The organism is Paenibacillus peoriae KCTC 3763, from assembly GCF_000236805.1.
Taxonomy (GTDB): Bacteria; Bacillota; Bacilli; order Paenibacillales; family Paenibacillaceae; genus Paenibacillus; species Paenibacillus peoriae.
On the sequence record NZ_AGFX01000012.1, the window covers coordinates 316999 to 330177 of the forward strand.

Below are 13179 nucleotides of genomic sequence, written 5' to 3' on the forward strand. Positions count from 1 at the left end.
GCCCTGATCATGATGAGCTTGCTTGCTATTTGGCGTACCTTCCTGTTCTACTTTAACTTCTGCCTATTAATGATTGGCTCCATGATAGAATACCGAAATGAGGTCATGACTTGTAACAAACACCAGCAAGCTAAACAAACTGAGCGACAGAGACGGTGAAATCAATTTTTTCATCCTTTAACACTCCTTTTAAAATAGTTATATATTGGTCTTGCTGTGTTGCTGTAGCTTGGGTTCGGAAAATTTCAAATATAGCGGTACATTTTCTAAACTCATGCTCATGATCCATACCCAGAGTATCCGACAGCATGAGGGATTGCAGAATATAATCCAATGCAGCTGTAACTTGTTGCTGCTTGATATAGTAGAGAGCCAACTGATAGCAGAAGCGGAAATAGTAAGATACATTCACAGGCTCTTCTAAATACTTGAAATCATCAATTTGCTCGGCAAATGATTGAAGTATAGTCTCTAAAGGGTAATCATGCCTGTAGCCCCCTTCTACGATGGAAAGAAGCCCCGGTAACAGCTCTTCCGGATTGTCTTGAAGAAATTGGACGTATTCCTGTAGCACTTCAGCATGGCCGGACAAAATATCAAGGGCGTACAGATTGGCTTTGGCAGCATGGCGATAATATTCAACCTCTGCTTCTCCATGCTGATCAAGACCATTAAACCAGCCCAATTCCGCGTATTTTTCGATACAATCCCGGGCAGCTTCATAATTGCCCTGTTTTTGGAAGGTCATGCCTTTCATAAGATGACTGTAGCCGTAGTAATACACTAGCGGCCGATTGTTATGTATGAGTTGTACAGGCTTCTTGCGTGCTTTATAAAGCTGCAGTTCCTGATACTTTTGGCTGGCATGGTTATACAGATGATCACATAAAGCAATCATGTCGGCTCCGTCTGCAAATGAAAATGACAGCTTAATCATGTTAACAAGTGTGTCCAGATCTGTGATATGGGAGTGAACGAGATCATCCACCCTCCCCACCTCCTTGTCCGACTTTGAATACTCATTAATCTAAAGCGTGATCTACATTCATTTCTTCTAAAATTATAACTTAATTACGTATTTATTACGTAATTAAGTTATATCATAAAATCAAACAGATGGCAAGAATATTATGATAATATATTCCAATTCTGAGCATGTCGTCAGATGTTATTTGTTCACTTGTTCAATTCCATATGAAGTAAGGGAAATGCCCGACCTGATCCATCCAGTTCAGATCGTCCTGCTTGTACAAAGCCGTAATGTTGGTAAAAAGCATGCGCTTTCTCATTTTGCTCATTAACGTCTACCTTCAGAGGTGTACCTTTTATTTTTTCAGCATGTTGGATGAGCCGGCTACCAATGCCCTGTCCATGCCGATCAGGGTCAACAAACAGCATCTCTATTTTAAGCCCGTCCAGTCCGATAAAACCTGTTGGCTCCTGATGTTCATTCCATTCCATCCAAATTTCAGATTCCCTTAAAACGCCATTTTGTACAATTTGATGGTAAAATTGAATATCCTCTTCCGTCAAAAATGTGTGCGTCTGCCGCACAGCCCGATGCCAAATATCCACCAGTTGGTCATGATTTTCTTCCCGATAAGCAACGATTTGATTGTGCATTGTATATCCTCCTATTCGAATATCCATTCAACATATTTCCGATTAAGTCTAACATGCTGATTTAGAGGCATACAAACGCAATAGGGAAGCGGAATCATTCCCGCTCCCCTTTGCCTAATGCTGCACAACCTCTTATAACGTAACGCCGTTTTTAAAAATAGCAAGCTCCCTGAAATTGTTTTTCTCGTTGTTTACCCAGGTTCCGCTGGCTACATCGACAATGTAATCCACAAAGCTGCGGAGCGCATCTTCCATGCTGACATCCTCCACCAATGAACCGGCGTTGTAGTCGATCCAATGGGGCTTAGCCTGATAAAGCGGCGAGTTGGTCGATACTTTCATCGTCGGAACAAAGGAGCCAAAAGGCGTACCGCGTCCGGTTGTGAAAATAACGAGCTGGCAGCCCGCTGCTGCGAGTGCCGAAGAAGCCACCAGATCGTTCCCTGGTGCGCTGAGCAGGTTGAGTCCTTTGGTCTTGAGACGCTCCCCGTACTGAATAACATCGGTGACCGTGGAGGACCCGGATTTTTGCGTACAGCCCAGAGATTTATCCTCCAGAGTCGTGATGCCTCCTGCTTTATTGCCCGGTGACGGATTTTCGTATACCGGCTGCTTGTAATCCAGAAAATATTGCTTAAAATCGTTAATCAGATGTACGATCTTTCCGAATACCTGCTCATCGGCAGCACGCTCCATTAAAATGGTCTCTGCGCCGAACATTTCAGGCACCTCAGTCAGCACCGTCGTTCCACCCTGCGCTGCCATATAATCCGACAGTCGTCCGAGCAGTGGATTGGCCGTAATGCCCGACAGGCCGTCAGAGCCGCCGCATTTCAAGCCAATGTTCAGCTCGGATAAAGGTACAGGCTCACGCCGATCTTCCTGCACCGCCGCAAAAATTTCATGCAGCAGCCGTACCCCTTCCTCCACCTCGTCCGATACTTCCTGAGACAGCAAAAACTTTACCCGCTCCGGATCATATTCACCGATCGCTTCCTTGAATTCCTTCATTTCATTGTTCTCGCAGCCCAAACCAAGTACAAGCACACCGCCCGCGTTCGCGTGCTTTACGGCATCCATTAAAATCGTGCGTGTATGCGCATGATCGTCACCCAGTTGGGAACAACCATAGTTATGCTTGAGCACAAGCGCATTTTCAAAAGGCGAAATATCGCCCACTTCCTGCTTGAAGCGGTTCAATATAAGCTCGGCAATCCCGTTCACACAACCGACCGTTGGGACAATCCACAACTCATTGCGAATCCCCACACGACCGTCCTTTCGCCGAAAGCCTTGAAACGTCCGGCTCTCCTGTTCATATAAAAGGGGCGCTGACTTAGGGCTGTAGCTGTACTCCTCCACGCCCGTCAGATTTGTCTTCGTATTATGCGTATGCACATGCTGCCCGGCCTGAATGGGCTGAGTGGCATGACCGATGGGATACCCGTATTTCAGGACGTGTTCACCTTCGGGGATGTTCTGCAGCGCAATTTTATGCCCGCGCGCCACATCGTCGGCCAACTCCACGCGCTGATTTTCTTGCGTTCCCCACGCCAGTGTCTCTCCCCGCTTGTAATCGCGCAAAGCGACAGCCACGTTATCTTGATCATGGATTTGAATGAATTCCAGCATTCCGGTTTCCTCCTTGCTTATGCTCTGGGCGCGCTGTTCCCGGTTAGAACCTCCAGCGTCTCCTTTATTCCTCTGCTTGTTATTTCATACACGTGCTGTGCCGTCTGTTCAGCCAGCCCTTCGATCTGGTTCAGGTCTTGACCCCACCATGTCTGCTTGCCAAGTACCTGTTCGGTCAATTGCTTCGCCCCGGCAAGGGTTCCGTCATATCTGCTCCACAGTTCACCAAATGCGCCCAGCACTTCCGCCTCGTCAGCCAAGGCAATCGGCTCGCCGTTTCTGTTTCCCCGGTAAAATACGAGCAAAGACGCCAGCGAAAATACAATTTTAGCGGGCAGCTCCTTATGCTGCTTCACATACTGGAGCAAGGATGGCAGGTTCCGCGTCTTGAACTTGGACACCGAATTCAGGGCAATACTCATGACATAATGATTCACATATGGATTACGGAAGCGCTCGATAACATCGTCGGCATACAGATTCAATTCCGCTTCTGGAGAACCCAGCGTCGGAATGATTTCTTCTCGAATCAACGCTTGGATAAAAGCGCCCATCACCTCATGCTCGACCGCCTTCCCCACCGTATCCAGACCATATAAATAAGAGACAGGTGTAAGCGCCGTATGCGCCCCATTCAAAATGCGCACCTTGCGTGTACGATAAGGCGCCATATCGTCAACAATCAGTACATTTAATCCCGCCAGATGAGCCGGCAGTTCTTCCTTCAGCCATTGCGGTCCTTCGATGACCCAGAGGTGATATTGTTCGCCTACAACAACCAAATCGTCCTTGTAGCCCAATTCTGCTTGAATTTCATGAATCCGGTCTCTGGGATAACCAGGTACAATCCGGTCCACCAAGCTGTTGCAGAACGTATTGGCTTCCTTCAGCCAGGCTGTAAATTCAGCCCCAAGTCCCCATTGATCAGCATATCTCAGTACAATCTCCTTGAGCGCATCACCATTGCGGTCGATCAACTCGCACGGAATGATCACCAGCCCCTTGCTCTGATCGCCTCCAAAAAATTGAAAGCGCTTGTACAGTAGAGCGGCCAGCTTACCCGGAAAGCTCTTTTGCGGGCGATCTTCCAGTCGATCCTCTGGCACATAAGCGATCCCTGCTTCCGTCGTGTTTGATACGACAAAGCGCAGCTCAGGCTTTTGGGATAACGCCTCATATTCAGCGAAGTCTGAGGTGTACGGATTGAGCCCACGGGTTACACACTCCACTAAGGTATGCTCCTTCATGGCTTGCCCATCCTTAATCCCTTCGAGAATGACCGTATACAGGCCCTCCTGCTCGTTAAGCTTCTCCACCATGCCTCCCGGCTGCGGTTGTACGATCACAACACCCGTATTCCATTCTGCCTGCTTATTCATTTTGTCGAATTGCCAGTCTACAAATGCACGCAGGAAGTTACCTTCCCCAAATTGCAGCACCCTCTCAGGATACGGTTCTGTTACAATAAAGCTTTTTCTGTTTAATTGGTCTAATTCATCTACTTTTTTCATTCGGAGTATCCTCCCATTATTACCATTATGATTGCAAGGTTATTTTATCACAATGCACACGTGAACAAAATAGTTTTCTCAACATTTTTAGATTTTATAAATATTAATGACAATAATATGAACACGTTAACATAAGAGATTGTACGTCAATCCGCAGTCTATGCCCCTCTTACTGCTGTTTCGCCCCTGATCCAAGATGGTTAAGGCTAACTGTCACCCTCTCCCGCGGACTTGTTATGAGACATTTCAGGAGAATAGATGCAAGAAGGCACGGGCAGGATAAAGTTACTTAATAAACGAGGTCCAAGCAGGAGGAACTTCTATGAAGACAATCGCAGATACTATTGTACAAGTTTTGGTCAACGCAGGAGTCAAACGGATTTATGGCATCGTTGGAGATTCTTTAAACAATATGGTTGATTCCATTCGCAGTAATGGCCAAATCGAATGGATTCATGTGAGGCACGAAGAGGTGGCTGCCTTTGCAGCCGGGGCGGATGCTGATCTTAGTGGAAGCATTGCTGTATGTGCCGGAAGCAGTGGTCCCGGAAACCTGCATCTGATTAACGGATTATATGATTGCCACCGCAATCGGGTGCCTGTACTCGCGATTGCAGCCCATATTCCAAGTGACGAGATTGGAAGTGAATACTTTCAGGCTACACATCCCGAGCATCTTTTCGGAGAATGCAGTCACTTCTGTGAGGTGATTACGACACCGAGGCAGGTTCCAAGAACCGTGACCATGGCTATTCAACAGGCCGTTTCACGTTCAGGTGTCTCCGTCATTGTTCTTCCCGGTGATATAGCAGGTTTGGAGGCGGAAAAGGTCCCCGTCCCCGAACACGTCTACCATCCCACTGCCCCTGTCGTGCATCCGTCAGCTTCCGAAATTTCCCGGCTGGCCGAGTATTTAAATAAAGGCGAGCGTATTACTTTGTTATGCGGAGCAGGCTGCGCACAATCTCACGAATTGCTCATGCAGCTATGCGACAAGCTAAAATCACCTATGGTGTCTGCTCTGCGGGGCAAGGAATATCTGGAATATAACAATCCTTATTATGCAGGCTTGACCGGGTTGATCGGATATTCCTCCGGGTACCATGCGATGATGGATTGTGACGTCCTGCTTATGCTCGGAACCGATTTTCCTTACAGACAATTTTATCCCGAGGATGCGATTGTGCTGCAGGTAGATATAGAACCCGCCCATCTCGGCAGACGCACTCCTTTAACCTATGGATTGTGTGGGGATGTAAAAGCAACGCTGGAGATGCTGCTTCCTCATTTAACGTCAGAGCATGAGTCCAAGCATCTGGAGAAAGCCGTCTCCCGCTACTCCAAGGTCCGCGAGGAACTGGATGAACTGGCGGTTGGCAAACCAGGTCATACACCGATCCATCCGCAATATCTCACCAAGGTCATTAGTGATGCCGCTCAAGCCAATGCCATTTTCACCTGTGATGTTGGTACGCCGACGGTATGGGCAGCACGTTATTTACAGATGAACGGCCAGCGGCGGCTTATCGGTTCCTTCAACCATGGATCGATGGCAAACGCACTGCCGCAAGCAATTGGTGCACAGGCCACCGAGCCTGCACGGCAGGTCATTTCCCTCTCGGGCGATGGCGGACTCACGATGCTGATGGGCGATCTGCTAACCCTTAAGCAACATCAATTGCCTGTTAAAGTCATTGTATTCAATAACGGCGCTCTTGGTTTTGTCGAGCTGGAAATGAAAGCGGCCGGGTTTCTGGAAAGTGGTACCGAGCTGGTTAACCCTGATTTTGGCACTGTAGCGCAAGCCATGGGACTACAAGGCATCCGGGTTGAAGATCCATCTATGCTGGAGGATGCTATTCAGCAAGCATTGGCCTATGACGGCCCTGTGGTGGTGGATGTGGTGGTGAACCGTCAGGAGCTATCCATGCCGCCTAAAATTAATCTTAAACAAGCACAAGGCTTTACATTGTGGATGATGAAAGCGGTGCTGAACGGGCGCGGTGACGAGATTGTTGAACTGGCAAAAACCAATCTCTTTCGTTAAGTACCGACGAAGCAACACGATTTTAGACAAAAAAAGGGCAGGAACAGCGCATATGCACTGGACCTGCCCTTTTGCGGCCTGCCTGTTTTCAGAATGATATTCAGCCTGGTCTCTTAGCCGTCGATTTCCGCTTCATAAGCGCAGTCTCCATAAATATAAGCTCACCCTCGTTCGACGGTGACTGAATCCGTTCCAGAATGCATTCAGCTCCACGCGCGCTAATCTGCTCTATCGGCCTTTTGACCGTCGTTAACGGCGGAGTTGTATACATGGAGAAACCAATATCGTCAAAGCCAATAACAGATACGTCCTCAGGTACCTTCAAACCGTTTTCAAATACTGCATTCATCGCACCGATGGCCATATCATCATTAGAGCAAAATACCGCAGTCGGCGGCTCCTGCAAGAAAAGCAGCTGCTTCATCGCCTGGCTTCCACTTTCGGTGTCATAATGCCCCCGGACGATGTATTCGTGTCGGATCGGCTTTCCCTTATCAATCAGCGCATTCATGAAACCTTCGCGGCGTTGCTGGGTAGACTTGAAGCCTTCCACCCCTTCGATGATTGCGATGCGTTCATGTCCACTTTCAATGAGAAAAGAAACCGCCGCATAGGACCCTTCCTTATCATTGGAAATCACATTCACGATGCCAGCTCCGGACACCTGACGAAGCAGTACAACAAGCGGAATGCCCTGACCGAGCACATGATAAATAAACGGGTTGTCCGCTTCGCTTTGACTCATCAGAATAATGCCATCAAAACGTTTGCGGTGAATGGCCGAAAAATCGGTATAATCATCAATTCCTCGCACAAACAAATTGTAATCCACCCCGATGACATGATTCACTCCACGAATGGTATCCGCAAAAAAACTGGAGCTGGTGCCTTGTGAAATACTGGTGAAAAACAGGCCAATCGTATGCGAGCGCTGGAGAACAAGGCTTTTGGCGTTAAAGTTTGGAATATAATTCAGTTGCTCTGCCAATTCCATAATTTTGCGTTTCGTATCTTCTTTAATCAGCGGGCTATTGTTAAGCGCCCGGGAGACGGTTGTATGGGAGACATTCGCCAATTTGGCAATGTCTTTAATGGTAGCTGCCATATACGTATCCTTTCTTTAGTGAGGCTCTAAAAAATTATATACCCACCATACCACAGGAGCCGCCCGGAAAAGAAGACTTTCACAAATTATACGCGGTTTTCCGCATGTCGACGCTGTAAGTCTTGAACCATTTCTGCATGTTTGCTGTCAGTCAGCTTATACATTTTACCGATAACCAGCATGGCCAATGCCAGGGCAACAGCCGGATAAAGACAAAGCAATGCCTTGATCCCGAGCAGTGTTCCAGAGGACTGAACCACATTCGGAACATATCCTATGAACGCCAGTCCGATACCCGATAGAAAGCCGGACAAGGATTGAGCCAGCTTGCGCGAAAAATTGAATAGTGAGTACGTAATCCCTTCCTTCCGCTCCCCGGATGACCATTCGCCGTAGTCAATGATATCGGAGACAAATGCCCAGGTCACTCCGTTAGGAATACTTATACCAATGAACGAAATACTGGCCAGGATCGTGAAAATATATACATTTGAAGGCATAAAAAAGTTGATGGAATCGGCAATGACACTAACCAGCATCCCGAGCATGGCTGTTTTTCGTTTACCAAAACGCCGCACCAGCTTGGGCAGGAACAACACACCCAGCAGCGACGAACCGATAATAATAAAATTCATATAAGCCATTAGCTCTACATGCCCCAAATTATATTCGGCAAAATAGATCAGCAGTGCGGACTTGATGTTGTACGCGGATATGGTGAAAATCGTCATCAAAACGAGTACCAGCAAAGGCTTGTTATTCGTAAAGGTGTGCACAATAACGCCTAAAGACAACTTTTCCTTGGGTCCGGATTGACTAATAATACGTTCTTTCGTTCCTCGGTAACATATAATGAAAGCGATCACACCAATGAGTGACATGATTCCCATCACAACCGGATAACCAACATGATGGTTAGGAAACAGCAAAATCAGCGGCATGACAACGACACTGGTTACAAATAATGCGCCCAGTGAGCCTGCCTGACGGAAAGAAGACAAGGAGGCACGCTGAATGGTATCCTGTGTAATGGCCGCACCCAGTGAGCCATATGGAATATTTACGATAGAATAGCCAATCCCCCAGATCATATAGGACGCATAAGCGTAAATGAGTTTGCCTGTGGGTGAAATATTGGGCGAAATAAAGGTAAGAATCGTAAGAATCGCAAGGATAACGCTTCCAATGATGAGAAAAGGTCTGAATTTCCCACGTGAACCAATATGCTTGCGATAATCCACAAAGGAACCGACAACCGGATCACATATGGCGGCAAACAGCTTGCTGACCAAAAAAATGCCGGCGGCTGCTCCCGCTGAAACACCTGCCACATCCGTAAAAAATTTCAGCAGATACAACTGCCCCAAATCAAACATGAATCCGTTGCCAAAGTCACCCATACCGTAAGAAATCTTTTCCTTCAGGCTAATGCGCTCGCCCGTCTTGTTGTCAGATAGAACGCTCTCCTGTACGATAGGTACTCCCATACCTACTCACTCCTCTTTGATTGTGATTTAATTCACATGAATGTTTGATATCTACCCTGTGGTCAACCGCTCTTACCAGGCCGTTTGCAGCAGCTTCCTGGCAAGAGCATTTTTTTATGAAATACGTAAGCTATTGCCTTGACATAAAAGTGTCATTTGCTATGAACAACGGTGGGGAAATTAAAATATTGCTCGGCGTTATTGTAGCAAATATTTTGCACCATGGCTCCGAGCAGCTCCAGATCCTCAGGCGCCTTGCCTTCCTGAACCCATGTTCCGATCAGATCGCAGAGTATGCGCCGGAAATATTCGTGGCGTGTGTAGGACAGGAAGCTGCGAGAATCTGTTAGCATACCGATAAAACGGGACAGCACCCCGTGATTGGCCAGCAGCTTCATCTGCTCCTGCATGCCTTCAATATGGTCGTTAAACCACCATGCCGTACCAAACTGAATTTTGCCCACGGTTCCACCGGATTGGAAGCAGCCTGCAAGACTTGCCAGCACTGGGTAATCAACCGAATTGAGCGAGTATAAAATCGTTCGCGGCAATCCTCCTGCCAGCTCCTGCGCGTCCAGCAATGCCGCCAGCGAGCGGGCAAAGGAGCCGTCATTTACGGCATCGTAGCCGGTATCCGGTCCCAGATGACGGAACATGGCGGTATTATTGTTACGCAGCGCGTGAATATGGTATTGCATCGCCCAGCCAAGCTCTGCATACTGCTTACCGAGGAATACCAGCACGTATGATTTATATTTCGCCTCCTCTAACGGAGTCACACGACCTTCCTTCAGTGCCTTGCCGAATATGGCTGCCGCTTCTTCCCGTGTCGCTTCCTCATAGACTACAGTATCCAGTGCATGATCGGATACCCGTCCTCCAGCAGCATGAAAATGGCGCACCCGGCTCGCCAGCGCATTCAAAAATCCTTCAAAGCCGGAAACATTCAGGCCGCTGACCTCACCCAGGCGGGATACCCAAGGCTGGAAGGTTTCACGATTTATTTCAAGAGCTTTATCCGGGCGGAAGCTTGGCAGCACAGCCACTGGGAAATCGCTCAGCTTGCTGATTTGTTTATGGTATTCAAGATGGTCCGTCGGATCATCTGTGGTGCACACAACAGTTACCTTCGAATTTACAATCAGATCACGCGCCCCAAAGCCCTCTCCCTGCAGCTTTTGGTTCACTTTCTCCCAGATCAAAGGTGCGTTCTGTTCATTTAGCAGCTCATAGACACCGAAAAAGCGTTGAAGCTCCAAATGTGTCCAATGATACAGTGGGTTACCGATCAGTGTAGGTACCGTTTTGGCCCAAGCCAAAAACTTGTCATAATCCTCGGCATCCCCCGTAATCAAGCGCTCCTCTACCCCATTGGCCCGCATCAGTCTCCACTTGTAATGATCTCCGTACAACCAAGCTTCCGTAATATTCTTGAATTTTTTATTTTCGTAAATTTCCTGCGGACTTAAATGACAATGATAGTCGATAATCGACATATCCTTGGCATACTGATGATACAAAATTTCAGCTGTGGGATTGCTTAACAAAAAGTTTTCATCTAAAAACGCTTTAGTCATTACTCTCTCATCCCTTCTATAGTCCTCTTTCCAACAAAATTGTTAACGTTAACAAAAATGATTGTATTCCGCCTATTATTTAGCAATAGCATTCTGCATAACTTAACAGGTCACGTTATTATACAAGATGAACAGGCCATATTATGATTCCTGCTTGTCATATCGCCCTGGATCATTTCACCTTAAATTTAATGTTTACGTTAACAACAACTATATTGTAACCGCTATCCTTTGCAGAGGAAAGTGATTTTTATCATGTGAGATGACAAAAAATAGTCAGGAATTCCTTTTCCAAATCTCCGCACTTTGTATTTCCCCATTAAAACGGCATTTCGAAAACGATTTCATTATTTTTTGCTATTTTTCTGAAAATTTCTCTCTTGAAAATACCAGTTATTGTATTATAATTGTCACATGCATCCAATGTTTTACATTGAAAATTTTTCATAATATTTCAAAGACAAAAGAAGAGGTGACTGCATTGAGTACAAAAGTGCAAGATATCCAAGCAAAGACCGTTACGAAAGGGGCTGACCTTGTTGTCGATTGTTTGATCCAGCAAGGAGTAACGCACATTTTTGGCATTCCAGGTGCCAAGATTGATTCCGTTTTTGACGTTCTTCAAGATCGTGGTCCAGAATTGATCATATGCCGTCATGAACAAAACGCCGCCTTTATGGCAGCTGCGGTCGGCCGATTAACCGGGAAACCCGGCGTATGCCTTGTTACCTCCGGTCCCGGTGCATCGAATTTGGCGACAGGACTTGTCACCGCTAATGCGGAAAGTGATCCCGTCGTTGCTCTTGCTGGTGCAGTCCCAAGATCCGAACGCTTGAAACGCACGCATCAATCGATGGATAACGCCGGACTATTCGAACCCATCACCAAATACAGCGTCGAAGTAGAACATCCTGATAATGTACCGGAAGCTATTACCAATGCATTTCGGATTGCGACCTCAGCCCAGCCTGGAGCAACTTTTGTCAGTCTGCCGCAGGACGTGTTGACTTCGTCATCCGAAGTAACAGCTATTGAAAAGCTTTCCCCTCCACAGCTTGGAATTGCACCAGCCGGGCTAATCGAGCAAGTCGCAGGCCAAATCAAAAAAGCCAAGCTGCCCGTACTTCTTCTCGGTATGAAAGCCAGCACTCCTAAAGCCACCGCAGCCATCCGCGCACTCATTCGAAATACGGATTTGCCTGTAGTCGAAACATTTCAGGCCGCTGGAGCCATCTCTCGTGAGCTGGAAAGCCACTATTTTGGAAGAGTGGGCCTATTTCACAACCAACCGGGCGACATGCTTCTCGCGGCAGCAGATCTGGTACTGACGATTGGCTATGATCCTATAGAATATGATCCAAAAAACTGGAACATTCCCGCAAATCGAACCCTGATTCACCTGGATGATCATCAAGCGGATATCGACCATGATTATCAGCCAGATTACGAGCTTATCGGTAATATAGACCTGATCGTAAGCAGCCTCGCAGAGGAAATACCTACCTTGAAGCTGCCCGAAGCCTCATGCGCCCAGTTGGACCGATTTCACCAGGATTTGAATGATCAGGCCGCCATTCCTGCACACAAACAAAACTATCTGATTCATCCATTACAATTCATTCGTACATTACGCAGCCTGATTGACGATAACGTCACGGTCACCTGTGATGTAGGCTCACACTACATTTGGATGGCCCGATATTTCCGTTCTTATGAACCACGGCGACTCCTGTTCAGCAACGGGATGCAGACATTAGGCGTAGCTTTGCCCTGGGGGATTGCTGCCACTCTCGTCAACCCCGGTCAAAAGGTCGTTTCTATTTCTGGGGATGGAGGATTTCTGTTCTCATCCATGGAGCTCGAAACCGCCGTACGTCTTAACTCTCCGCTCGTGCATATTGTATGGAGAGATGGAAGCTACGACATGGTCGCTTTTCAGCAAAAAATGAAATACGGCAGAACTTCCGGTGTAGAATTCGGAGATGTAGATGTTGTGAAATATGCCGAAAGCTTTGGGGCAACCGGATTACGCGTGCACGGCCCGGAAGAACTGGAAAGTGTGCTGCAGCAGGCACTCGATACCGAGGGTCCCGTGGTCGTCGATATTCCGATTGATTATCAGGATAATATCCAGCTAGGACGTAAATTGCTTCCTAATCAATTAAACTAGCCTTAACTGGTTGCTCACTCGTGACAA

General features: G+C 47.3%; 9 protein-coding genes. 2 read left to right on the forward strand and 7 right to left on the reverse strand.

Going from position 1 to position 13179, the window contains the following annotated elements:
* Positions 1–130: 130 nt before the first annotated feature.
* The 4 genes from KQI_RS0107850 to KQI_RS0107865 all read right to left on the reverse strand — a co-directional run bounded on the left by KQI_RS0107850 (position 131) and on the right by KQI_RS0107865 (position 4766).
* A complete protein-coding gene (locus KQI_RS0107850; protein WP_010346219.1) occupies positions 131–988 on the reverse strand; it encodes a DNA-binding protein in 858 nt (285 codons plus the stop codon).
* Between the two features lie 188 nt (positions 989–1176).
* A complete protein-coding gene (locus KQI_RS0107855) occupies positions 1177–1623 on the reverse strand; it encodes an acetyltransferase (protein ID WP_010346220.1) in 447 nt (148 codons plus the stop codon).
* A 132-nt stretch (positions 1624–1755) separates the two neighbouring features.
* A complete protein-coding gene (locus KQI_RS0107860; protein ID WP_010346221.1) occupies positions 1756–3255 on the reverse strand; it encodes a UxaA family hydrolase in 1500 nt (499 codons plus the stop codon).
* Positions 3256–3272: 17 nt separating this feature from the next.
* Positions 3273–4766 carry a tagaturonate reductase gene (locus KQI_RS0107865; RefSeq protein WP_010346222.1) on the reverse strand — a complete coding sequence of 498 codons (1494 nt, stop codon included), beginning with the start codon at positions 4764–4766 and terminating at the stop codon, positions 3273–3275.
* Positions 4767–5088: 322 nt separating this feature from the next.
* Here KQI_RS0107865 and poxB point away from each other — a divergent pair, with 322 nt between their 5' ends.
* Positions 5089–6813: a ubiquinone-dependent pyruvate dehydrogenase gene (gene poxB / locus KQI_RS0107870; protein WP_010346223.1), complete on the forward strand. Its 1725-nt coding sequence runs from the start codon at positions 5089–5091 to the stop codon at positions 6811–6813.
* A 100-nt stretch (positions 6814–6913) separates the two neighbouring features.
* On the opposite strand, the gene KQI_RS0107875 is transcribed toward poxB, so the two are convergent.
* The 3 genes from KQI_RS0107875 to uxaC form a co-directional block, all read right to left on the reverse strand.
* Positions 6914–7918, reverse strand: a complete 1005-nt coding sequence (locus tag KQI_RS0107875) for a LacI family DNA-binding transcriptional regulator (protein ID WP_010346224.1) — start codon at positions 7916–7918, stop codon at positions 6914–6916.
* Positions 7919–8004: 86 nt separating this feature from the next.
* Positions 8005–9405, reverse strand: a complete 1401-nt coding sequence (locus KQI_RS0107880) for a glycoside-pentoside-hexuronide (GPH):cation symporter (RefSeq protein ID WP_010346225.1) — start codon at positions 9403–9405, stop codon at positions 8005–8007.
* Positions 9406–9557: 152 nt separating this feature from the next.
* On the reverse strand, positions 9558–10982 hold the full coding sequence (uxaC, locus tag KQI_RS0107885) for a glucuronate isomerase (RefSeq protein WP_010346226.1): 1425 nt from the start codon (positions 10980–10982) through the stop codon (positions 9558–9560).
* A gap of 472 nt (positions 10983–11454) precedes the next feature.
* Between uxaC and alsS the strand changes: the two genes are divergently transcribed.
* Positions 11455–13152, forward strand: coding sequence for an acetolactate synthase AlsS (gene alsS / locus KQI_RS0107890; RefSeq protein WP_029390070.1), 1698 nt, complete (start codon positions 11455–11457; stop codon positions 13150–13152).
* Positions 13153–13179: the final 27 nt, after the last annotated feature.